The organism is Labrenzia sp. VG12 (assembly GCF_002237595.1).
In the GTDB taxonomy this organism is placed as follows: Bacteria; Pseudomonadota; Alphaproteobacteria; order Rhizobiales; family Stappiaceae; genus Roseibium.
Window position 1 is genome coordinate 3382383 of sequence record NZ_CP022529.1, and the last position, 22407, is coordinate 3404789.

Sequence of the window (22407 nt, forward strand, 5' to 3'; positions counted from 1 at the left end):
CGGCGGCCTTCCAGCCGCCGCTTCACTCCTTGTGATCGTTAAAACCGGTCGGCCCGGAACGGCGCCGGGTCAACCACAGGCTGCTCGCCGCCGATCATTGCGGCAATCATCTCGCCTGTGACAGCAGATTCCGTCAGGCCGTGATGTGCGTGACCGAAGGCGTAGTAGACCCGGCCGTGTCCACTCGCCGGTGAGATCACCGGCAGGCTGTCGGGAATGGAGGGCCGGAAACCCATCCAGCGCTCACCACCCTCCGTTTTCAGCTTCGGAAAAAACAGCCGCGCCTTGGCGACCATGGCGTCAACCCGGCGCCAGTTCGGCGGCAATTTCAAACCGCCGAACTCAACAGCCCCGCCAACGCGCAGGCCGGTCGAAAGAGGTGTCAGGACAAATCCGTGACCTGGCAGCATGATCATGCGCCTCACCGAAACGCCGGGGTCGGCGACGGTGATGTTGTAGCCCCGCTCGGTGTCGAGCGGGATCCGGTCACCAAGCTGCGCAGCCAGGTGTCTGGACCAGGCGCCGCAGGCGATCACCAGATGCTCTGCCTGGAACCACGTGCCGTCCTTCAGTGAGACGGTGCACCCGGTCTCCGATGGTTCAAGCTGCATCACCTCGCCAATGTCGACCGTGACGCCCTGCCCCCGAAGCCAATCGGCAATCGACAGGCAGAGCTGTTTCGGCTCGTCCATCTGGATCCAGCCCGGCACGAAGGCACCACCGATGATCCGGTCCGACAGGTCCGGTTCCAGATCGCGCAGTCGCGCCGGGTCGGCTTCCTCGATCTCGATGCCGTAGTCCCGTTGCTCGGCCCAGCCCCGGCGGGCCTTTTCAAGCGACGCCCTGGTATCGAAGAGTTCAAGGCATCCGTCGCGGCGCACCTGGTTATGGGTTCCCGAAACACGCCAGAGATTCTCCCAGGCAGGCAGCGCGGCACCGTTCAATGCCGCCAATGCCTCCGTGCTGCGGGCGACCTTTTCAGGCCGGGAGGCCGCCAGGAACCGCATCATCCAGGGCAGGATCTGCAAGACATAGGCCGGGCGGACAGTCAGAGGACCAAGTGGGTCTGCCAGCCATTTCAACGCCTGCTTCCAAAGCCCGGGTGAAGCCAGCGGCGCAACATCCGTCCAGGCAATAGCTGCGGCATTGCCCTGGCTGGTTCCGGCTGCCACGCCTTCCCGGTCCAGAATTGTCACCTCGTACCCGCGCTGGACGAGGCTGGCTGCCGTCGCCAGACCAACAATCCCGGCACCGATGACATGTACCCGTCCCTTGCTCATCTGCCCCTCTGGTCCTGATTCCCGCTGTTGGATCTTCCAAACAGTTTCAGAGCGCCGTCGGCGCTGCAAGGCCATGTTTTGTCTCGCCAGCACACGAGACGGATGAAAGGGCAAAAGACTCGCCTGCCAGGCGCACAACTGATATATCAGCCATACATCCAAATGAGACATGAGCGACTTTTCAGATGTCCAGCGACCTCAGCCAATCCGCACAGGCCTATCTGCGACTTGAGGAAGAAATCGTCACGCTGCGGCTGAAACCGGGGGAACCGGTGACGGAAGCCGGTCTGACCAAGCGGCTGGGTCTCGGGCGAACACCGATCCGCGAAGCCATCCAGCGGCTGAGCTGGGAGGGCCTCCTTGTAATCCGTCCACGCCTCGGCATCATCGTTGCCGACATGAACCCCTCGGATTTTCTGAAAGTCCTGGAAGCCCGTCACGGCCTGGAACGACTCGTCGCAGGACTTGCCGCGCGCCTTGCCGGCAAGGAGGAGCGCCGGACGCTGGAGGCCTGTGCGGAGGATCTGCGGGAGGCAGCCGCCCGTTCGGATGTCGAAGACTACCTGCGCCACGACAAGGCCTTTGACGATGTCGTGGCGGAAGCCTCGTGCAATCCCTTCGCCACCAAGGCACTGGCGCCGTTGCAAACCCAAAGCCGGCGCTTCTGGTACCGTCATTTCGGCGAAGAGGACCTTAACCCGGCAGCCTGGAGCCACCTGGAGGTGATGCGTGCTGTTGCCGCCGGCGACGAACGGGCCGCCAGCGAACATGCCGATAATCTGATGCTCTATCTCAGGCGGCAGGCGACAACTCTGGTCAGCGGACCGCAATAAGACAGGGAGCTGAAAATGTCGGTCGAGGTGACGTTGGTTCCTGCCGGGGATGAAGACAGCGTGGCCGCAGACATCGAGCGTCACCTGCTGGCCGCGCTCGCACACTCAAACACCCAGAGCCGCAACGAGCCGTTTGTGCTGTCGGTGACATTGCCGGACGGAGACATGGTAGCGGGTCTGACGGCAGCCACTTCCTATGGCTGGCTGCTGATCAAGACGCTCTGGGTGAAAGACAGCCACCGTGACAAAGGACTTGGCAAGCAGTTGGTCGCAGCAGCTGAAACAAAGGGATTGGAACTCGGTTGTTCCAACGCCTGGCTCGACACGTCAAATCCGGCGGCGCATGCGTTTTACCTGAAGCTGGGCTACAGCGATTTCGGCGTCCTCGAAAACGACGCCGACACTTTTCCCACCGAGCATCGTCGCTGGTTCATGAAAAAGAGGCTCCGGACGGAGCCTCTTCCTTGAACACGGCGAAGCAAACCTGCCGTCCAGGGCTTACTTCTTTTCAGACGTGAGCAACCAGGAGAACAACACCAGCGCCAGGGCTGCTCCCACCAGTTCCGCCACGATAAACCCGGGCAGATCCACGGGACGGATCCCGGCAAACGTGTCGGTGAAGGCGCGCGAGATCGCAACGGCCGGGTTGGCAAAGGAGGTCGACGCCGTGAACCAGTAGGCGGCCGTGATGTAAAGGCCGACCAGCCACGGCACGGCGGCTTCGCGGAACCGGATGCCGGCCAGGATACTGGCCAGAAGCCCGAAAGTGGCCACCACTTCCGCCACCCATTGCCCGGCGCCGGTGCGCACCGTTGTCGAGGCCTGCCAGACCGGCAGCTCGAACATCACATGGGCAATCAGGGAACCGCAGATGCCGCCCAGGATCTGCGAGGCGATATAGGCACCGGCGACCGCCAGTCCAAGTTCCCGCTTCAGCCAGAACACGAAGGTCACCGCCGGATTGAAATGGGCGCCGGAGATCGGCCCCAGAATGGTGATCAGCACCACCAGGATCGCGCCGGTCGGGATTGTGTTACCAAGAAGAGAAACGGCGACATCATCGGAAAGGCGGTCGGCCATGATGCCCGATCCAACGACGGTGCCGACCAGCATGGCGGTTCCCAGCGCCTCGGCGGTGAGACGTCGGGAGAGACTGAAGTCTGACATTTGATTAATCCTGGGTATCGGCCGTCGCGCCAATGGCGTTAAGCCGCGCTTTGCCGTCTTCGGCGGTGAAAACACTGTCGCCAAGGGCCAGCATGGCGTTGATGCGGCGCTCGAGACGTTTGTAGGCAAGATCGAAAGCTGCGCCCCGGGTGTCGTCATCCCCCTCGACGCCCGCCGGATCCGGGATGCCCCAATGGACAACGAGCGGATGACCGGGCCAGACCGGACAGGATTCCCCGGCTGCGCTGTCGCAAACCGTGATGATCAGGTCCATCTTGGGCGCCTCGTGGCCAGCAAACTCGTCCCAGCTTTTTGAGCGGAACCCGTCTGAGGAAAGGCCGTGCCGCTCCAGGCAGGTGAGCGCATCCGGGTTCACCGATCCGCGCGGCGTGGAACCGGCTGAAAAGGATTGGAATTTCCCCTGCCCGAGATGCCGAAACAGCGCCTCGCCTAAAACCGAACGCGCAGAATTGGCCGTGCAGACGATGAGTACATTACGCATTTGAATTTGAGCCCCACCAATGAACGTGCTCTCAGCACGTTTCTTCCGTGTCACAAACTGTGCCAGCAGCCATGCTGGCGATCGGAGCGCAGAGCTCCGGATTTCCGCCGCAACAATCCTGCAGCAGGTAAGTCACCAGCACCTGCATCGTTTCCAGGCTGGCGCTGTAACAGATCGAGCGCCCGTCCCGTTCGGCGTGCACGAGGCCGGAACGGGACAGAGCGCCCAGGTGGGTCGACAGGGTATTTGGACGCACGTCGAGCGCTTCTGAAATGGCACCGGCGGACATGCCTTCTTTTCCGGCTTTCACCAAAAGGCGAAAGACGTCGAGGCGGGTTTCCTGACCGAGCGCTGCCAAGGCGTTCAAGGCATCGTCTTTTTCCATAATTCGAGAATACTCGAAATACCGAATAGCGCAACCCTGAGCCAGAGACTTTTCGCTAGACGTTGCGAAAGGCAATCAGCGCATAACCGAATACCAGCCCGGCCAGCACGGCGGTCAGTCCGAACACAAGCGCATAACCGCCAAGGGCAAAGGCCGCACTGGAAACAGCAAGCCCGACAGTGCCGCCGATCGTCTGCGACGTCATGGCGATCCCGCCGCCCTGACCGTGCTTGTGTTCCGGCAAAGCCTCCGAAATGGCTGCCCGGGTCGGCGTGAACAGGAACGGAAATGCGAGGCCGGCCACCAGCAGACCAGGGGCAAACAGGTAGACATCATTGAAGGCTTCCGTCACCACAAGCCACAGAAAGGACAGTGCCAGAATGCCGAGCCCGATCAGAACCTGCTGCCGTTTCGGGATCTTGTCCGCATATCTTCCACAAACGACAGCCGCTCCGGGTTGGAGAAGCGGCGCCAGCATCACCACAACACCCGCCAGGAACGGGCTGAGGCCGAGCTCTGTCTGCGCATAGAGCGCGACAAACACAAACAGCGGCATCTTGGCGTATTGGGCCGTGAAGATGGTCAGGTTGCTGCCGGTGAAAACGGGGCTGGCAAAGAGATCAACTTCGATCAGCGGCGCCTCCAGAGATCGCTCCACGCGCCAGAACACACTCAGGAACACTATGCCTGCGGCGAAGCTCGCCAGGATCAGCGGATCGAGCCAGCCCTGGCTGTCCGCCTCCATCAGGACGTAGACAAGACAGAACATGCCCGTCGCAATCAGCCACAACCCGAGCAGGTCGATCCTGCGGCCGGCCGGGCGCTTCACGTCCCGCCAGGTCAGCGTCACGATGACGGCAACGGCGATCGCCACAATCGGATTGATCCAGAAAACCCAGCGCCAGGACAGAAAGTCGGTAAACAGTCCGCCAACCAGGGGGCCAAGGGCCAGAAAGGTGGTCCCGACGGCACCGCTGGTGGCAATGGCAGCACCCCGCACCTCCTTCTTGAAGGTCATGGTAATCATGGCCAGGAAGATCGGGAAAATGATCGCCGCGCCAAGGCCCTGTAGCGCTCTCGCCCCGATCAGGAAGGCACCGGACGGCGCAAACCCGCAGGCAATCGAGCAGATCGAAAACAGCGCCAGACCAACAAGAAAGACACGCAGGATCCCGAACAGATCGGCAATCTTGCCGCCCACAGCCACGAAACAGGCGAAGGTCAGCAGATAGGCATTCACCACCCAGTGGGCTTCATTGTTGGAAAGACCGAATTCCTTCTGGATGGTCGGCAGCGCGATGCCGACGACGGTTTCATCCAGCAGCACCAGGCCGAGCACGCAACTGACAGCTCCCAGGAGCCACCATTTCCGGTTCGTCTCGGTGATCAAAGACATGAAAAGGCTCCCGGCTTTCACCGGGAGCCTACACCACTTGGCAGAACCGGACAGCTCCGGTCAGCGTCTAATTTCAGGCAGCCTTGGCAGCCAGACGCTTCTTGATGCTTTCAACATCCGCGCGCGGTGTCGCCGCAAACAGCGTCTTGGTGTAGTCGTGCTGCGGATTGTCGAAGACTTCGTCCCGCGTGCCGTATTCCACCACCTCACCGAAATACATCACCATCACCTTGTCGGCGATGTAACGAACCACAGACAGGTCGTGAGAAATGAACACATATGTGAGGTTCATTTCTTCCTGGAGGTCGGCCAATAGGTTGAGGATCTGCGCCTGGACGGAGAGATCGAGCGCAGAGACCGGCTCGTCGAGCACCAGAAGCTTCGGCTTCATGATGATTGCACGGGCAATGGCCACACGCTGGCGCTGGCCGCCCGAGAACATGTGCGGGTAACGGCCGTAATGCTCCGGCTGCAGGCCCACTTTCTCCAGCATCTGCAGGGCCAGGTCCTTGCGTTCGGCCGCCGGCATATCCGTGTTGAGCAGCAGCGGCTCCTCCAGAACATGACCGATCTTCTGGCGCGGATTGAGCGAGCCATAAGGGTTCTGGAAGACGATCTGCACCTTCTGGCGCATTTCCTTCGAGATACCCGTCTTGGAAATGTCGATCGGCAATCCGTCGATCTCGATAGAGCCGGAGGACTGCGCATCGATCATGGTCAGCATGCGGGCCAGCGTGGACTTGCCACAGCCACTTTCACCGACCACGGCCAGCGTAGTGCCGCGTTCGACATCCAGATTGACGGCTTTCACAGCCGTCAGCGTGGACGCCTTCTTGAACATGCCGCCCTTGATGTCATAAGTCCGGTAAAGGTCGCGGACCTTGAGGATCACATCTTCTGACATTTAGAAACCTCCCGCTTCGGCAAAGTCGCTGACGGTCGGCAACCGGTCGCCGGTGGCATTTTCCGGCAAGGCCGACAGCAGCGCCTTGGTATACGGGTTCTGCGGGCTTTCGAAGAGCGAGAGCACATCCGCCTCTTCCATCTTCCGGCCCTTGTACTGAACGATCACACGATCGGCGGTCTCCGCCACAACGCCCATGTCATGGGTGATCATGATGAGCCCCATGCCGCTTTCCTGCTGCAGCTGAACCAGGAGGTCCAGGATCTGCTTCTGGATCGTCACGTCAAGCGCGGTGGTCGGCTCGTCGGCAATCAGGAGCTTCGGCGAACAGGCAATCGCCATGGCGATCATGACACGCTGGCACTGGCCACCGGACATCTGGTGCGGGAAGGCATTCACGCGTCCGGCCGGATCGGGGATCCCGACCGAAGTCATCAGCTCGATCACCTTGTCCTTGATCTGCCTGCCTTTCAGGTCCGTGTGCGCTTTCAGCGTTTCGCCCAGCTGGAAGCCGACGGTGAAACACGGGTTGAGGCTGGCGATCGGCTCCTGGAAGATCATCGAGATGTCCTTGCCGATCACCTTGCGGCGGGCCTTGGCGGACAGGGTGCGCAGGTCGAGGCCTTCGAACTCCATCTTGTCGGCCGTGATCGTCGCCGTGTCCGGCAGAAGACCCATGGTCGCCAGCATGGCAACGGACTTGCCCGAACCGGACTCGCCCACGATCGCCAGCACTTCACCGGCATCAACCGTGTAGTCGACACCGTCCAGTGCGCGGAACGGACCCTTGGCGGTGTCGAACTCGACCCGGAGATTTCTGATTTCAAGAAGAGACATAGCTTAGCTCCTCTTCAGCTTCGGATCGAGCGCATCGCGCAGGCCGTCGCCGACCAGGTTGATGGCCAGAACGGTGACCAGGATGGCAAGACCCGGGAACGTCACGACCCACCAGGCGCGCAGGATGAATTCCCGTGCCTCTGCGAGCATCGTGCCCCATTCCGGTGTGGGCGGCTGTGCGCCCATGCCCAGAAAGCCGAGTGCGGCCGCATCCAGGATGGCGTTGGAGAAGGACAGCGTCGCCTGAACGATCAGGGGCGCGAGGCAATTCGGCAGAATGGTCTTGAACATCAGCCGCATGTGACTGGCCCCGGCCACCTTGGCCGCAACCACATAATCTCGGCTGCGTTCCGTCAGCACCGCAGCGCGGGTCAGGCGGACGAAATGCGGCTGCAGAACAATGGCGATTGCGATCATGGCGTTGATCAGGCCCGGGCCGAGAATCGCCACCAGCACCAGGGCAAGCAGCAGCGACGGGAAGGCCAGGATGATGTCCATCACGCGCATGATGAACGTGTCGACCGCGCCGCGCATGTAGCCGGCAACAAGGCCGATGACGATGCCGCCGACCAGGGCGATGGAGACCACCACGACGCCAATGAACAGCGAGAAACGCGCGCCGAAGATCAGGCGGGACAGAATATCGCGGCCGACGGCGTCGGTCCCCAGAAGGAACGCGGCCTTGCCGCCCTCCTGCCAGACCGGCGGCACCAGGAAACTGTCGCGATACTGGAAGTCCGGATTATGCGGAGCAATCAGCGGTGCGAACACTGCCATCAGCACCAGCAGCACAAAGATGACAAGGCCGAGCACGGCGCCCTTGTTCTGCGAGAAGTAGTACCAGAACTCGATCAGCCGGGCCTTGGTGGCATTGCGGCTTTCTTCTTCGAGTTTTGAGGTATCGGCCTTGGTGGCCGGGGAGGTGTTTGTCATGTTCTAGACCCTCGGCTCAGTTGTGGCGGATACGCGGATTGATCAGGCCGTAAAGCACGTCCACGATCAGGTTGACCAGCATGATGATGCCCGCGATCAGCAGAAGCCCGCCCTGGACCACGAAATAGTCGCGGCGGGAAATACTGTCGACGAGCCATTTGCCGATACCCGGCCAGGAGAAGATTGTCTCCGTCAGGATAGCCCCGGCGAGCAACACACCGACCTGCAGGCCGATCGTGGTGATCACCGGGATCAGCGCGTTGCGCAGGGCATGCAAGCCGATCACCGAGCGCGGCGTCAGGCCCTTGGCACGTGCGGTCCGCACATAATCTTCGCCCAGAACCTCCAGCATGGCAGAGCGCGTCTGGCGCGCAATCACGGCAAGCGGGATGGTCGCCAGCACGATCGAGGGCAGGATCAGGTGCCGGACGGCCGACAGGAAGGCGCCCTTTTCTCCTGAAAGCAGGCTGTCGATCAGCATGAAACCGGTGACCGACGGGAAGAAATACATCAGCGAGATACGGCCGGAGACCGGGGTCCATTGCAGGATGCCGGAGAACAGGATGATCAGCAGCAGGCCCCACCAGAAGATCGGCATGGAATAGCCGACCAGCGCGGTTCCCATGATCGCCTGGTCGGCGATCGAGCCGCGCTTAACGGCGGCGAAGATGCCGGCCGGAATACCGATGCAGACCGCAAGGATAATGGCGCAAAGGGCCAGTTCCGCGGTTGCCGGAAACAGCGTCATGAACTCGTCGAGAACGGGTTTCTTCGAGGCAAACGACGTGCCGAGATCGCCCTGAAAGACGCCGAGGACATAGTCGAGATACTGTTGCCACAAGGGCTTGTCGAAGCCCATCTGAGCCATCAGCTCAGCCTTGCGCTCGTCGGAGATGCCGCGTTCCCCTGCAAGCAGGTCGAGCGGGTCACCGGGCAGCAATCGGATGAAGGAGAAGGCGACGAGGGTGACGCCGATGAATGTCGGTATCAACAGGCCGAGCCGGCCTAGAAGAAAACGGAGCATGTCAGGTTCCAGATACGAAGAACCAGCGGATACCGTCACTCAAACGCAAGAGCATCCGCCGGTCAGAATGTTTGAAGGCGCCGGCATCCCTGCCAGCGCCTCCTTCAAGTTAGCGGGATTTACTCCGCAATGTCCACGCCGTCAAACCAGTGACCACCAAGCGGGTCCATGACGTAGCCGGTGACTTTGGAAGACATCGGCATGAAGACGACGGAGTGAGCGACGGTTGCCCACGGAGCCTCTTCCTTGAAGACGACCTGTGCCTCTTCGTAGAGCTTGGTGCGCTCTGCCTTGTCGGTCACGGTCTTGGCCTTCTGGATCAGGGCCTCGAAGTCGTCGTTACACCACTGGGCACGGTTGGAACCGCCGACGCCGTCACAGCCGAGAAGAACGGCCAGGAAGTTGTCCGGGTCGCCGTTGTCGCCGGTCCAGCCGAGCAGCACGGCACCGTCGCGATCAACATCCTTGGAGCGGGAGAGGTACTCACCCCATTCGTAGGAAACGATTTCGACGTTCACGCCAACATTAGCGAAGTCAGCCTGAATGACTTCCGCCATACGGCGGGCATTCGGGTTGTACGGACGCTGTACCGGCATGGCCCAGATTTTCATGGACAGGTCGGAGACACCGGCAGCTGCCAGCATTTCCTTGGCCAGTTCCGGGTTGTAGTCGTCGTCTTCGATCGCGTCGTTGTAGGACCACATGGTCGGCGGGATCGGGTTCTTGGCAGCCTGGCCGGAGCCCTGGAAGACCGCGTCGAGGATCGCCTGCTTGTTGATCGCGTGGTTCAGCGCCTTGCGGACTTCCTTCTTATCGAACGGAGCCACCTTGGTGTTGTAGGCGAGGTAACCGACGTTCAGGCCCTGCTGCTCCATGAGCGTCAGGTTGCTGTCGGCCTTGATGTCGGCGATATCGGCCGGAGCCGGATACGGCATGACATGGCACTCGCCGGCCTTCAGCTTCTGCAGGCGAACGGCAGCGTCCGGCGTGATCGCGAAGATCAGGTTGTCGATGGCTTCCTTGCCATTCCAGTAATCTTCATGAGCGCCATAACGGATCACGGCGTCTTTCTGATACCCGACGAACTTGAACGGACCGGTACCGACCGGCTGCTGGTTCAGCTGTTCCTTGGTGCCTGCAGCTTCGAGCTGGGCAGCATATTCAGCGGACACGACGGAAGCGAAGTCCATCGCCAGGTTGGCGATCATCGGGGCTTCCGGACGGTTCAGCACGAACTTGACCGTGTGGTCGTCAACCTTGACGATTTCCTTGATCAGGTCCGGCATGGACATGCCGTTGAAATATTCCCAAGCGGTGCCCGGGGTATATTCGTGCCACGGATGGTCTTTCTTCAGCTGGCGCTCGAAGGAGAAGACGACGTCGTCGGCATTGAAGTCGCGGGTCGGCGTGAAGAAGCTGGTCGTGTGATACTTCACACCCTTGCGCAGGTTGAAGGTGTACTCCAGACCGTCTTCGGAAACTTCCCAGCTTTCAGCCAGGCCCGGAAGCACTTCCGTGGTGCCGCGCTTGAACTCGACAAGCCGGTTGTAGAGCGGCTTGGAGGACGCATCGAACGTGGTACCTGCGGTGTAAAGCGCGGTGTCGAAGCCTTCCGGCGAGCCTTCGGAACAATAAACCAGGGTTTTTGCGGAAGCACCGGTTGCTGCGATCACAGCAAGGCTGGCGCCAAGAAGGGATGCCTTCAAGGTTTTTTGGAAATTCATCAAACTGTTCTCCCCTTGATGAAGAGCCAGGGCTTTTGCATCGTTGGAAGGTGCAAAGGAGTTGAGCCCGAGCCAGCGCAAACTAAGGCGTTTTTTCGGCAGAAAATCAACTGCCAACATATTTCTAATTTGACGTGGTTATTGAAATATTTTTGCTAGGTAAGGCATGCTGCCGTAAATTTTTAACGCGATACCATTAACTTTCTGGAAACAAATACCGCTGCGGAAGAATATTTTTCCTCTGCCGTAACCACCTGAAAACAAAAGGCTCTCGCAAATGCGAGAGCCCCTGCCATCCTCAACCCTGCGTCGTGCGGGTGCGTTTGACAGCATCCTGCCATCCCGCCAGCAATTTGGCCCGTTCAGGCTCTGCAAGGCGGGGCTCGAACCGTTTTTCCAGCTTCCACTCATTGGAAAAGATGTCAGGGCCCGGCCAGATGCCGGCCTTGTGACCGGCGAGCCACGCAGCGCCGAGTGCTGTCGTCTCCGGCACGGTCGGCCGATCGACCGGCGCACCGAGAATGTCGGCCAGAAACTGCATCGTCCAGTCGGACGCAGTCATGCCGCCATCGACCCGCAGTACCGGTTTTTCAGCCTCCGGCCAGTCTGCCTGCATGGCCTCTACCAGATCACTGGTCTGGTACCCCACACTTTGCAGCACGGCACGGGCAATTTCCTTTGGACCGGTGTTCCGGGTCAGCCCGAACATCGCTCCGCGCGCATCCGCATCCCAGTGGGGCGCCCCGAGCCCGACAAAGGCCGGCACGAGATAGACATCCTGATTCGGATCCGCCTGTTCGGCGAGCGCCTGTGAGTCGCCGGCCGATTCGATCAGGCCGAGACCATCGCGCAGCCACTGCACGGCCGCACCGGCAACAAAGATCGATCCTTCCAGTGCGTAAGTCGTCTCGCCATTGAGCCGATAGGCAATGGTCGTGAGCATCCGGTTGTTGGATTTCACCGGCTTGGTACCGGTGTTCATGATCGCGAAACAACCCGTGCCGTAAGTCGACTTCACCATGCCTGGCTTGAAACAGGCCTGGCCCACCGTTGCAGCCTGCTGATCGCCTGCCACCCCGAGGATCGGGATCACCCGTCCGAACAGTTCGGGATCGGTTCCGCCAAAGTCATCCGCGCTGTCCTTCACCTCCGGCAGGAGACTCATCGGGATGTTGAGATGCCGACAGAGGTCACCGTCCCAGGCATTGTCGTGAATATTGTAGATCAGCGTCCGCGACGCATTGGTGGCGTCGGTCGCGTGGACCTTGCCACCGGTCAACTGCCAGATCAGCCAGGTATCGACGGTACCGAAAGCCAGTTCGCCGCGCTCGGCCCGGGCGCGGACACCTTCCACGTTGTCCAGAAGCCAAGCGATCTTGGTGCCGGAGAAATATGGGTCGAGCAACAGGCCTGTCTTGGCGGTGAATGTCTCTTCCAGACCGTCCGCACGCAGTTTGGCGCAGAAGTCCGCTGTGCGCCGGTCCTGCCAGACAATTGCATTGTAAACGGGCTCACCCGTGGACCGGTCCCAGATCAGCGTTGTCTCGCGCTGATTGGTAATCCCGATGGCGGAAACATCCGCACCGCCCGCCGGCGCCTTGTTCATGGCTTCGCGGCAGACCCGCAGCGTGCTGGTCCAGATGTCTGCAGGTTCATGTTCCACCCAGCCCGACTTCGGGAAGTGCTGCGGAAATTCCTGCTGCCCCACGCTGATTGGATGAAACTCGCTGTCGAACACGATGGCTCGGCTCGACGTCGTGCCCTGGTCAATCGCCAAAACACATCCGGCCATGGCGCTCCTCCCGTTTGCTCTTGTCCTGGAAACTGCCGGCAGCGCCGGCAGATCATGTGACGCTTGTTTTCAAAACTATGCCGCAGCGCCGGTCTGCTTCGCAAGATAGCCGGACATAAAGGCCTCAAGGTCTGCAACTTCTTCCCGGCTCAGCCGCAGGCCGAGCTTGGTTCGCCGCCACAACACATCTGGTGCCGAGCGTGCCCATTCGCGGTCCATCAGCCATTTCACTTCGGCTTCGTAGAGATTGTAGCCAAAGCAGCGGCCGAGATCCTCAAGTCCCTGCATGCCGGACAGAATGAGACGGGCGTCGGTTCCGTAAAGCCGCGTCAGACGCTTGGCGAAGGACCTGTCCAGGAACGGATGGTCTTTCTGCAAACCGGCAACTTCCTCGTCAAAACCTGTGACGCTGAAATCCCCGCCGGGGAGCGGTGCACCCGCCGTCCAGACACCCCGCTTGAACGGCAGCAACGATTCCAGCTTCGCCAGAACCTGCTCGGCCAGTTTTCGATAGGTCGTGATCTTTCCACCAAAGACGGACAGAACCGCCGGCCTGTCTTCGCCGCCATCCAGCTCCAGCACGTAATCGCGGGTTGCCGCCTTGGCATCCTTGGCCCCGTCATCATATAGCGGGCGGACACCGGAATAGGTATGGACCACATCATCCGGCGTGATCGCTTTCTCCAGGTATTCGCTCGCCGCCTTGCAAAGATAGGAAATCTCGTCTTCGGAGATCTCGACTTTGCCGAGGTCATCCTGGAAGTCGACATCCGTCGTGCCGATCAGCGTGAAGTCGTCTTCGTAGGGAATTGCGAAAACGATCCGGCCATCGCCGTTCTGGAAAATGAAACACCGGTCGTGGTCGAACTGGCGCGGCACGATAATGTGGCTGCCCTTGACCAGACGGATCTTGGAGGTGTTGTTCGACCCGACCACCCCGCTCAGCATGTCGGCGACCCATGGCCCGGCGGCGTTGACGATCACCTTGGCGGTCACCGTGGTGTCTTTGCCAGTTGCGAGGTCCCTCAGTGTGGCCGTCCAGACATCACCGTCCCGCCGCGCACTGATGCACTTGGTGCGTGTGCGGATCTCTGCCCCTCGATCCGCAGCGTCGCGGGCATTCAGAACAACAAGCCGCGCGTCGTCGACCCAGCAGTCGGAATACTCGAACCCTTTTGTGAACAGCTTCTTCAGCCCTTGGGAGAAAGGCGCCTGGTCGAGACGGACCGTTTTTGTGGCCGGCAGCAGTTTGCGGCCACCCAGATGGTCATACATGAACAGGCCAAGGCGCAGGAACCAGGCCGGGCGCAATTCCTTGTGATGAGGCAGAATGAACCGCAGAGGCCAGGCAATATGCGGCGCCATGCCCCAGAGCACTTCACGCTCCTTCAGAGCCTTCCTGACGAGATCGAACTCGTAATACTCCAGGTAGCGCAGCCCGCCGTGAATAAGCTTGGTCGACGCGGAGGATGTTGCTCCGGCAAGGTCGCCCATTTCGGCCAGAAGGACGGACGCGCCCCGGCCCACAGCATCCCGGGCAATTCCGGTTCCGTTGATTCCACCACCTATGACCAGAAGATCGTAATCGGCCGCCATACCCTGACTCCGGCTTGTGCGCATCTGCGCTTTTGAACTTAAAATGAAAATAAAACGAAACCACCTGAAATTCAATCAACAATCACCGAAAGGTCTCACTTTTCCGCGCGCGCGCCCTTTAATACGGTGTCGACAAGCTGAAAAACAGTCGCGCGCACTTGCTCCTTGGCGTGCGCGATCCCTTTGCCGGCACCGGGAAACCGTGATCTGAATTTCATCGTTTGAGCAGTGCAAGTGGTTCTCCGCCGAGGGATCGAACCTCGATTTCCTGAGCCAAAATCAGGTGTCCTGCCGATTAGACGAGCGGAGACAACGCCCTCCAGATCAAGGCGCCTGACACCAGCGGCGGGCCAGACACCAATGCCCCGAGGGATCCAAATTGGCAGAAGCGGCGGGATTCGAACCCGCGGGACCCGTCGGGGCCCTGCGACTTAGCAAGTCACTGCCTTCAGCCACTCGGCCACGCTTCCTTGTTTTCAAGATGCCTTCGAAACGAAAAAACCCGCCTCGAAGGCGGGTTAGCTGGTTTGACGATAGACTTTGATGTGTCTAATTCATCTCGCTTTGCAGCCCGCACATTTCCTCAACCCGGCTTTGAACCAGGTCTTGAGAATTTTGCGCACTGAAAACGACCACGAACATCGTCTGCTCCAGATTGGGTTGGCGGGCGATTTCCCGCACAACGGGAGAACGCTTACCGTCTCCATTCACTCAGTGTCAAGCTGCCTTTCCTGCGCTCTCCAGTCCGAGCACCTGTGAAAGTGTCAGTGTTCACCATCGTCCGCCGGCGCATCGTCGGCCAGTTCGCCTGCGCTCGGTGGCAATTTGCGACGCTGTTTCTGTTTGGGTTCGTCTTCCGCAAAGGGCGGCGTCGCAGCGTGATAGGTGACCTGCGGGAACGGAATTTCGATGTCGCGTTCATCGAACACCTGCTTGACGAATTCATTATAGGCCCGCCCGATCCCCCACTGATCTCCCGGGGTGGTCTTGATCCGGGCCCGGATATCGATCGAGCTGGCACCGAAATTGGTCACGCCATGCATTTCGAAGTCGCCGACGATCTTCGGTCCGAAATCCGTTTTCTTCAGACGTTCGAATGCCTCGATCATCGCCTCTTTCGCCTTGACGATATCCGTGTCGTAGGACACGCCGATCAGCGCCACATGGTAAGAGAAGCCGCGCATGAAGTTGGACACCATGTCGACGGATGAAAACGGGATGATATGCGTGGTGCCATTCAGGTCGCGCATGCGCACCGAACGGATGGTGATACCTTCCACCGTGCCGGTGATGCCGGCCACCGTCACCACGTCGCCCTCGTTGATTGCATTTTCGATCTGAATGAAGGCGCCCGTGATGATGTCCTTGACCAGGGTCTGCGCGCCGAAGGAAATGGCCAGACCGACCACACCGGCACCGGCAATCAGCGGCCCGATATCGACGCCGATTTCAGAAAGAGACAGAAGGATGGCCATGACGATGATGATGATCGTGGCCGCATTCCGAAACAGCTGAAACAGCGTCCGCTCCCGCGCGGTGACGATGTAACCGGCGCGCGATTGCAGACGCAGGTCCACCCAGGACATCACAGCCAGCCAGATCACGAAGGCGACCAGCAACACAAAGAAGGCCGAGCCGTAGCTGCTGACAAGCCGCACCCCGACATCGCTGTTGAACCAGTCGATGACCCCGATGAGCCCCCAGATGTCGAGCAGGAGCAGAACCGTTCCGGCAAAGACAACGGCGCGAATGATCTTCAGGAGCCGGGGAACAAAGGCATTCAGACGGTACTGCAGGGCCGGAAGTTTTTGCTGAACGCTGTCCGGCAACCGGATACCGCCCTTGATGGCCTTCGTCATCACAAGCGAAATCACCATGCCGGCCATGATTGTCACGATCGAGAGGCCCGTGGCGCGCAGGATGATTGTTGTCGCATCAAATGGACGCGTCACCCAGACAACAAAGACCGCAATGATGTACCCCAGCGCGCCGATGTGCCAGAGATCGCCGAGGTTCGAGACGGCTCTTTGAGCAAGCATGCTCTGCAGAGTTTCCGCGTAGCGCCTTGTCCCTTCACGGACCCTTACGCGGTTCCGCTTGATCAGAACCATCAGGTAAAGCATGCCGCTGAGAACAATCAGGAAGCGCAGCGCATTGCCCAAAACGAAGGAGACGGCCAGATTGGCAACCGGAACCGCCAGGAAAACGCCGTAGTTGATCCAGTACATATAAAGCCGCAGGCGCGCGTACCAGTAGTTTGAACTGGCATCATCGAAAGGCAGCAGCCGCAATTCCGGCCGGTTGGGTGCGAATACGAACCTGAGAGACACGTTGGCCATGCCCGTGATGAAAAAGGCATTTAGTGCCAAGCTCTCCTGAAGCGTGACGCCGGCCTCAAACCCTCCATATGCCAGCAAGGCGACGAAATAGCCGACCCCCAGACCGAGCGCGACGGTCAACGCGTCAATGGCCGATGTCAGCAAGAGGATGAAACTGCGCATCAGGCCGCCTCCGTAGCGGGCCCGAAGCTGCAGTTTGGGGTATAGCTTTTTTGCCACGTATTGACCGACGAAGAAGGCGAGATAGGCACTGACAAGCACGGCAACGACCTGACTGATGACACCCTGCACCCGGTCCCATTTGACCGGAATGTCGCCTTGCAGGATCAACAACAGCCCCTTCAGGGAGTGCCCGGCCCGATCGATGAGAACGCCCACCTCGTCTGCAACAGCACGCGTATACTCTCCGACTCGAATGACAAAGCTTTCGCTCTTGGCGGCGTCCTGCGCCTCCGGCTCCTGTTCGCCCGTGGAACCTGCTGCGGTGTCCGCTGCTCCCGACGACGGATCAGTACTGCTCTTTTTCAGGAGTTCCAGAAACGCCGCCCGACTGTCCGGATCGCTGAGCACCTTGATCAGCGCCTCGTTCGCCTGATCGACTTCCTGCGTCGTCGCTTGCGCGTCCCCGGCAGTCTCGCCCTTCGTGTCTTGCGCCAACGCAGGTGTGGGAGCCTGGAACAGGAGCACTGCAACGGCAAGAAGACAGGTTCGCAAGAATGTCATTTCAAACTCGGCAAGGGTCTGTGAAAGGGGTAAAATGCGTTTCCACACGGACCATAATGAACAAGGTCCCGGCTTGAAAAGGTCATGAATAACGGTTCAGGTGTTTTTGCACCGCACATAGTGCTGCCGAAGAAAACTGAAGACTTTTTTGCTCAGATATTACGTAGCCGCATTTTTTTTCGGACTTATCAACCGAAACTGCAAATTTACGCAAGGTCATAATGCAGCATCAACCATTCAGGTAACGTAATAATAACAATATAGGCGTCACTTAGTACTCAAGAGGAGGAAGGATGCCGAGGTCCTTGATCAAACTCGCCCTCGAAGGGACCGACGAAGCGCGCCAACGCCTGTTTGCGCAGGTGAGCGAACTCGTCGTTACGAACCTGGACGAGCGCACCGATCGAGAGCTTGCCATTTTTTCTGAAGTGATCATCAAACTCTACGGCGTCGGTTCCGCGACGGACCGGGCACGGCTTGCACAAAAGCTGGCCGCCCAGGCCAACACACCTGTCGAGCTTGCCCGCAAGATTGCAGAGGACGAGGTCAATGTGGCCATGCCGGTGCTCGCGCACTGTCGCGTCTTTTCTCAGGAAGACCTGCTGAATTTTGTCGAGCGCCTCAGCAATGCGCACCTGCAGGTCCTGGCGCGCAGGCCTGACCTGTCCGCCGAAGTGTCCGACGTGATTGCGGAGCGCGGCGACCGGCCCGTTCATCGCATCCTTGCCGGCAACCGCGAAATCAAACTGTCGCGCAACACCATGGTCAACCTGGTCAAACTGGCCACCGAAGACCCAGTGCTTCGCGAGGATCTCTGTCTTCGAACGGATTTGTCGCCTGCGGTCTGCAGAACCTTGCTCCCTCTCGTGGATGACGAGACCAAGAAACGCCTGCACCGGATCATCGAAGGCGCCTTGTCCCAGGACCAACTGGACCAGATTGCCAGGCTGAAAGTTCTGCGGCGCGAGTTCGGCGATGCGCTGGACAGCAACGACATGAGCCTCTTGTGGCGAAATGCGGAACGCAAGGACATCAGCGTCAGTGAACTGATGATCCTGCTTTTGCAGGACGGCCGTTTCAATCACGCGATAGAACTTCTGAGTGCGCGGGGCCGCACGGCGCAGAAATCCCTCAAGGATGCTGTCTACAACGGCAAGCAGGACCTGGTGCTGCGCACGGCCGCCAAGGCCGGACTGGATGCCGCCACTTTCGCGCTGTTTGCGAAGGTCCGCTGTGACCACCTGAAAGTGCCCTCCGCGCAAGGATCGGAATGGACAGCTGCCTACAAGAAGTTCCTTGATAGCAACGCGGCTTCCAAACAGTCACGCTGCGGCGATTTCCAGGCAAACCGCCGGGCCAAGAAGTCCCGCGCGGCAGGTGAACGCGGCACACGCGTTTCGGCTCTCTGACAAACGACAGACAGGTGTTCAGCTTCTCGAACACAAGGTTGCGGCAATGGCGGTCGACAAGGTCGCCGCTGCATAGAACCACAGGCCCGGCAAGATGGCGGCGGCGGCCAGTCCACTGGTCTTGGCAGCAAACAGCACGAGCGCAACCAGCATCACGTCCAGCATGGACCACTTGCTGACCATCGATAGCAGCGCCAGCGAGCGTGTCTTGGTGCCACTGAGCACCGCGACATGGATGAGCAGGATCTTGAGCGCCGGAAAGCCGATCGAAAACAGGGCAACGACGGCAGCCAGCGCCGCATCACCCTCTTGCCAGAGCCCGAGCACCATTTCCAATAGTGTCGGCCGATCCTCCAGGAAATACAGCCGTTCGAAGCGCATCAGCGGCTGAGTAAGACCGAGGGCAAAAGAAAAGGTTGAAACAGGAAGCAGAAAAGCCAGGAGAAATCGCATTGGACTGCCGTATCCCGACCACTGGTCAGGACTCGTGAGGGTGTTGAACGCAAACCGGTTCCACCAAGATAGGGTCCCGTCTTGCCTTTCCCTATATCACTGGCGCTGAAAAGCACAAAACCTGACCGCCGAGGAGCCGGTCAGGTAGATGGGAAGCGTCAAAGTCTGTGCCGGTCCTTGAAAGGGACCAGCTCCAATTGCGGCATTCCGGCCGCGGGTCAGCGCGCTCTGGCGCGGGCGGCCACTTCGTCAAGCTGGTCCTGTTCCGCCATATCCTGGGCGGTCCGTTCTCGCTGCTGGTCTCTTTCTTCCAGCTGCTCGAACTTCTTCAGCTCTTCGATTGCTTCACTGAGCTCGTCCTGAGCCCGCTGAAGCTGGTCGTCCAGTTCATACGCTGAATTGCGCAAATTATCACGCCGGTCAGCCGCCGCCTTGGCAAAAGTCGGATAGGCAAAATGAGTGACATCCGTAATGCCGACACGTTCCTGCTCGGACCTGATCTGATCGTCGAGTTCGTCGGCCATGCGATTGAACTCGGCAATCATGCTCTCGATCTGAGCGAGCTGCCGCCGTTTTTCGTCAACTTGAAACCGCTTCAGGCGGATCAAACTGTCTCGGGTTTTCATTACTCAATACTCCCCTAACACGGGCAGTCTATCCCGGAGTCATTTCCAAAAGGTTGGCAAGTTGCTGATACCCGTCAGAAAGTGACGTTGCCTCGTCTTTTCCCTGATTCAGAAACTCGTCGATCATCGTGAAGCGGTAAATGGCCTCGTCCACCGTCGAGTCGGACCCCTTCCGATAGGCGCCAAGACGGATCAGTTCTTCCATGTCCGTGTAGGTGGACAGCAGCTGGCGCGCCTTCCTCAGGACGGGAAGCTGTTCGGACGGCACACAGCGAGGCATCGTCCGCGAAACCGACTTCAACACATCGATCGCGGGATAACGGCCGCGCTCGGCAATGGACCTGTCCATCACCACGTGACCATCCAGAATACCGCGCACCGCGTCGGCAACGGGTTCATTGTGGTTGTCCCCCTCCACCAGAACCGTGAACAGGCCGGTGATCGAGCCACTGCCCTGCTTGCCAGGACCGGCACGTTCCAGAAGGCGCGGCAATTCCGTAAAGACGGTTGGCGTATAGCCCTTGGACGTCGGCGGCTCGCCGATCGACAGGCCGATTTCCCGCTGCGCCATGGCGAATCGGGTCACCGAATCCATCATGCACAGGACATTGTTGCCCTCGTCGCGGAAATGCTCCGCAACGGTCATGGCGAGATAGGCGGCCTGACGCCGCATCAAGACACTTTCATCAGACGTCGCAACGACGACCACCGACCGTTCCAGGCCCGATTCGCCAAGATCGTCCTCAATGAATTCCTGAACCTCGCGCCCGCGCTCGCCGATCAGGCCGATCACCGCGACGTCACAATTTGTATTGCGCGCCAGCATGGACATCAGAACAGACTTGCCGACACCGGAGCCGGCGAAAATGCCCATGCGCTGGCCTTCGCAACAGGTTACGAAAGTGTTAAGCGCCCGGACGCCGAGATCCAGCGGCGGACCGACCCGTTTACGTTCTGAGGCCGGCGGCGGCGAACTTCGCAATTTGCGAGGCACTCCGCCATTTGGAAGATCTCCTTTACCATCAATCGGTTCACCAAGTGCATTAACCACCCGGCCGAGCCAGGCATTGGCGGGATGCACCACGCTGTCACGCGATTGAATCACCGCCTTGCAGCCCATGCGCACACCTTCGAGACCCGAAAACGGCATGCACAGCGCATGCCCCTCTCGAAATCCGACAACTTCCGCAGGGACTTTGGGGTTATCCTCACCGTTGTCGATCAAAAGTCGCGAGCCGACACTCATCTCGTGAATGGGCCCCGCGATCTCCACGAGAAGGCCTTGAACCGCCGTAACCCGGCCGTAAATTTCGGTCGGCATCAGCGAATCAATCTCGGCGAAAAGCGCCTTCACGGAAGATTCCTTTCCTCGTTAACGGATTCGGTAACTGTTCGTTTACGACTCTGGTTAATCTTAACCTTTGGAAGGCTGACAAGCGAGAGCCATTTCGAAGTCAAAACGGCTTTGTTGAAAGGAATCTGAACGGAATCGGTTAGACCCGTTTCTTAAAGTGCGACATTAAGATTTGTGAATCCGGTTTTTTTCTGGGGATTCAACAAGTTGGCTGTTGTTCACAGTTTCCTCTCTTCGAAGCTTGCCGTTACGAATCATATTTTGTTAACCATTAACCGATAGCTTTGAGTCGGGGTTAACTCAGTCCTTCGTAGCAGGCACCGACAGAGCCGTTGCGACTTGCCCAGGAAAGGCAGAACAAGGGGATTGGCATGCGTGTATTGTTGATTGAGGATGATAGCGCCACGGCGCAGAGCATCGAGTTGATGCTGAAGTCCGAGAACTTCAACGTCTACACGACAGATCTTGGCGAGGAAGGCATCGACCTCGGCAAACTGTACGACTACGACATCATCATGTTGGATTTGAACCTGCCGGACATGTCCGGTTATGAGGTTCTCCGGACACTTCGCGTTTCAAAGGTCAAGACACCGATCCTGATCCTTTCCGGCAACGCGGGTATTGAAGACAAGGTTCGCGGCCTGGGCTTCGGCGCCGACGATTACATGACCAAGCCGTTCCACAAGGACGAGCTGGTTGCGCGTATTCACGCAATCGTCCGCCGCTCCAAGGGCCACGCCCAGTCGGTGATCGTCACCGGCGACCTGAAGGTCAACCTGGACACCAAGACCGTCGAAGTCGGCGGCCAGCGCGTCCACCTGACCGGCAAGGAATACCAGATGCTGGAGCTGCTTTCGCTCCGCAAGGGGACGACGCTCACCAAGGAAATGTTCCTGAACCACCTTTATGGCGGTATGGACGAGCCGGAGCTGAAGATCATCGACGTCTTCATCTGCAAGCTGCGCAAGAAACTGGCAGCTGCCACCTCCGGCAAGAACTACATCGAAACCGTCTGGGGCCGCGGCTATGTGCTGCGCGAGCCGGATGTCGAAGCTGCCGCCTGATCGGCCGGCCTCGATTGGAACAAAGCCCCGGCAGCGCCGGGGCTTATTTTGTTTGCTCCTTGGAAA

20 protein-coding genes and 2 tRNA genes are annotated in these 22407 nt (G+C 59.5%); 4 read left to right on the forward strand and 18 right to left on the reverse strand.

From position 1 onward, the window contains the following. Positions 1-38: 38 nt before the first annotated feature. Positions 39-1280: an FAD-binding oxidoreductase gene (locus CHH27_RS15570; RefSeq protein ID WP_094074786.1), complete on the reverse strand. Its 1242-nt coding sequence runs from the start codon at positions 1278-1280 to the stop codon at positions 39-41. A gap of 185 nt (positions 1281-1465) precedes the next feature. Here CHH27_RS15570 and CHH27_RS15575 point away from each other — a divergent pair, with 185 nt between their 5' ends. Next, positions 1466-2113, forward strand: coding sequence for a GntR family transcriptional regulator (locus CHH27_RS15575; RefSeq protein ID WP_094072407.1), 648 nt, complete (start codon positions 1466-1468; stop codon positions 2111-2113). A gap of 15 nt (positions 2114-2128) precedes the next feature. After that, on the forward strand, positions 2129-2581 hold the full coding sequence (locus CHH27_RS15580; protein ID WP_094072408.1) for an N-acetyltransferase: 453 nt from the start codon (positions 2129-2131) through the stop codon (positions 2579-2581). A 30-nt stretch (positions 2582-2611) separates the two neighbouring features. Here the strand turns inward: CHH27_RS15580 and CHH27_RS15585 are convergent, their stop codons facing one another. From CHH27_RS15585 to CHH27_RS15650, 14 genes are all read right to left on the reverse strand, one after another. After that, positions 2612-3280, reverse strand: coding sequence for an MIP/aquaporin family protein (locus CHH27_RS15585; RefSeq protein ID WP_094072409.1), 669 nt, complete (start codon positions 3278-3280; stop codon positions 2612-2614). A gap of 4 nt (positions 3281-3284) precedes the next feature. Then, positions 3285-3782, reverse strand: a complete 498-nt coding sequence (locus CHH27_RS15590) for an arsenate reductase ArsC (RefSeq protein ID WP_094072410.1) — start codon at positions 3780-3782, stop codon at positions 3285-3287. Positions 3783-3813: 31 nt separating this feature from the next. Further along, positions 3814-4167, reverse strand: a complete 354-nt coding sequence (locus CHH27_RS15595) for a helix-turn-helix transcriptional regulator (RefSeq protein ID WP_094072411.1) — start codon at positions 4165-4167, stop codon at positions 3814-3816. A gap of 55 nt (positions 4168-4222) precedes the next feature. Beyond that, positions 4223-5563, reverse strand: a complete 1341-nt coding sequence (locus tag CHH27_RS15600) for an MFS transporter (protein WP_094072412.1) — start codon at positions 5561-5563, stop codon at positions 4223-4225. Positions 5564-5636: 73 nt separating this feature from the next. After that, on the reverse strand, positions 5637-6467 hold the full coding sequence (locus tag CHH27_RS15605; protein ID WP_094072413.1) for a dipeptide ABC transporter ATP-binding protein: 831 nt from the start codon (positions 6465-6467) through the stop codon (positions 5637-5639). Beyond that, positions 6468-7304, reverse strand: coding sequence for an ABC transporter ATP-binding protein (locus tag CHH27_RS15610; protein ID WP_094072414.1), 837 nt, complete (start codon positions 7302-7304; stop codon positions 6468-6470). A gap of 3 nt (positions 7305-7307) precedes the next feature. Then, on the reverse strand, positions 7308-8237 hold the full coding sequence (locus CHH27_RS15615; protein ID WP_208988244.1) for an ABC transporter permease subunit: 930 nt from the start codon (positions 8235-8237) through the stop codon (positions 7308-7310). Between the two features lie 16 nt (positions 8238-8253). Next, a complete protein-coding gene (locus CHH27_RS15620; RefSeq protein WP_094072415.1) occupies positions 8254-9261 on the reverse strand; it encodes an ABC transporter permease subunit in 1008 nt (335 codons plus the stop codon). Positions 9262-9380: 119 nt separating this feature from the next. Continuing rightward, complete coding sequence (locus CHH27_RS15625; protein ID WP_094074788.1) at positions 9381-10985, reverse strand: ABC transporter substrate-binding protein; 1605 nt, start codon at positions 10983-10985, stop codon at positions 9381-9383. Between the two features lie 298 nt (positions 10986-11283). After that, a complete protein-coding gene (gene glpK, locus CHH27_RS15630) occupies positions 11284-12777 on the reverse strand; it encodes a glycerol kinase GlpK (RefSeq protein WP_094072416.1) in 1494 nt (497 codons plus the stop codon). Between the two features lie 75 nt (positions 12778-12852). Then, positions 12853-14373, reverse strand: a complete 1521-nt coding sequence (glpD, locus tag CHH27_RS15635; RefSeq protein ID WP_094074789.1) for a glycerol-3-phosphate dehydrogenase — start codon at positions 14371-14373, stop codon at positions 12853-12855. Positions 14374-14608: 235 nt separating this feature from the next. Beyond that, positions 14609-14683: transfer RNA gene (locus CHH27_RS15640), tRNA-Gln, on the reverse strand. Positions 14684-14753: 70 nt separating this feature from the next. Then, positions 14754-14843: transfer RNA gene (locus CHH27_RS15645), tRNA-Ser, on the reverse strand. Positions 14844-15137: 294 nt separating this feature from the next. Then, positions 15138-17435 carry a mechanosensitive ion channel domain-containing protein gene (locus tag CHH27_RS15650; protein WP_094072417.1) on the reverse strand — a complete coding sequence of 766 codons (2298 nt, stop codon included), beginning with the start codon at positions 17433-17435 and terminating at the stop codon, positions 15138-15140. Between the two features lie 293 nt (positions 17436-17728). On the opposite strand from CHH27_RS15650, the gene CHH27_RS15655 reads away from it, so the two are divergent. Beyond that, positions 17729-18844: a DUF2336 domain-containing protein gene (locus CHH27_RS15655; RefSeq protein WP_094072418.1), complete on the forward strand. Its 1116-nt coding sequence runs from the start codon at positions 17729-17731 to the stop codon at positions 18842-18844. A gap of 18 nt (positions 18845-18862) precedes the next feature. Here CHH27_RS15655 and CHH27_RS15660 read toward each other — a convergent pair whose 3' ends face one another. The 3 genes from CHH27_RS15660 to fliI all read right to left on the reverse strand — a co-directional run bounded on the left by CHH27_RS15660 (position 18863) and on the right by fliI (position 21277). Then, on the reverse strand, positions 18863-19297 hold the full coding sequence (locus CHH27_RS15660; RefSeq protein ID WP_094072419.1) for a paraquat-inducible protein A: 435 nt from the start codon (positions 19295-19297) through the stop codon (positions 18863-18865). Between the two features lie 218 nt (positions 19298-19515). Beyond that, positions 19516-19923 (reverse strand): flagellar export protein FliJ, encoded by a 408-nt coding sequence (gene fliJ / locus CHH27_RS15665; RefSeq protein ID WP_094072420.1) that lies wholly within the window; start codon positions 19921-19923, stop codon positions 19516-19518. Positions 19924-19951: 28 nt separating this feature from the next. Continuing rightward, positions 19952-21277, reverse strand: coding sequence for a flagellar protein export ATPase FliI (fliI, locus tag CHH27_RS15670; RefSeq protein WP_094072421.1), 1326 nt, complete (start codon positions 21275-21277; stop codon positions 19952-19954). Positions 21278-21648: 371 nt separating this feature from the next. Here fliI and ctrA point away from each other — a divergent pair, with 371 nt between their 5' ends. Then, complete coding sequence (ctrA, locus tag CHH27_RS15675; protein WP_031270498.1) at positions 21649-22341, forward strand: response regulator transcription factor CtrA; 693 nt, start codon at positions 21649-21651, stop codon at positions 22339-22341. The last annotated feature ends 66 nt before the right edge of the window (positions 22342-22407 follow it).

Bases quoted from the DNA above. Each gene is read 5' to 3' on its own strand.
- CHH27_RS15580 (WP_094072408.1), top strand. From the start codon at position 2,129: ATGTCGGTCGAGGTGACGTTGGTTCCTGCCGGGGATGAAGACAGCGTG.
- CHH27_RS15595 (WP_094072411.1), bottom strand. From the start codon at position 4,167: ATGGAAAAAGACGATGCCTTGAACGCCTTGGCAGCGCTCGGTCAGGAA.
- CHH27_RS15600 (WP_094072412.1), bottom strand. From the start codon at position 5,563: ATGTCTTTGATCACCGAGACGAACCGGAAATGGTGGCTCCTGGGAGCT.
- CHH27_RS15615 (WP_208988244.1), bottom strand. From the start codon at position 8,237: ATGACAAACACCTCCCCGGCCACCAAGGCCGATACCTCAAAACTCGAA.
- glpD (WP_094074789.1), bottom strand. From the start codon at position 14,373: ATGGCGGCCGATTACGATCTTCTGGTCATAGGTGGTGGAATCAACGGA.
- CHH27_RS15575 (WP_094072407.1), top strand. From the start codon at position 1,466: ATGTCCAGCGACCTCAGCCAATCCGCACAGGCCTATCTGCGACTTGAG.
- CHH27_RS15590 (WP_094072410.1), bottom strand. From the start codon at position 3,782: ATGCGTAATGTACTCATCGTCTGCACGGCCAATTCTGCGCGTTCGGTT.
- CHH27_RS15625 (WP_094074788.1), bottom strand. From the start codon at position 10,985: ATGAATTTCCAAAAAACCTTGAAGGCATCCCTTCTTGGCGCCAGCCTT.
- glpK (WP_094072416.1), bottom strand. From the start codon at position 12,777: ATGGCCGGATGTGTTTTGGCGATTGACCAGGGCACGACGTCGAGCCGA.
- CHH27_RS15585 (WP_094072409.1), bottom strand. From the start codon at position 3,280: ATGTCAGACTTCAGTCTCTCCCGACGTCTCACCGCCGAGGCGCTGGGA.
- ctrA (WP_031270498.1), top strand. From the start codon at position 21,649: ATGCGTGTATTGTTGATTGAGGATGATAGCGCCACGGCGCAGAGCATC.
- CHH27_RS15655 (WP_094072418.1), top strand. From the start codon at position 17,729: ATGCCGAGGTCCTTGATCAAACTCGCCCTCGAAGGGACCGACGAAGCG.
- CHH27_RS15605 (WP_094072413.1), bottom strand. From the start codon at position 6,467: ATGTCAGAAGATGTGATCCTCAAGGTCCGCGACCTTTACCGGACTTAT.
- CHH27_RS15570 (WP_094074786.1), bottom strand. From the start codon at position 1,280: ATGAGCAAGGGACGGGTACATGTCATCGGTGCCGGGATTGTTGGTCTG.
- fliJ (WP_094072420.1), bottom strand. From the start codon at position 19,923: ATGAAAACCCGAGACAGTTTGATCCGCCTGAAGCGGTTTCAAGTTGAC.
- CHH27_RS15620 (WP_094072415.1), bottom strand. From the start codon at position 9,261: ATGCTCCGTTTTCTTCTAGGCCGGCTCGGCCTGTTGATACCGACATTC.
- CHH27_RS15610 (WP_094072414.1), bottom strand. From the start codon at position 7,304: ATGTCTCTTCTTGAAATCAGAAATCTCCGGGTCGAGTTCGACACCGCC.
- CHH27_RS15660 (WP_094072419.1), bottom strand. From the start codon at position 19,297: ATGCGATTTCTCCTGGCTTTTCTGCTTCCTGTTTCAACCTTTTCTTTT.
- CHH27_RS15650 (WP_094072417.1), bottom strand. From the start codon at position 17,435: ATGACATTCTTGCGAACCTGTCTTCTTGCCGTTGCAGTGCTCCTGTTC.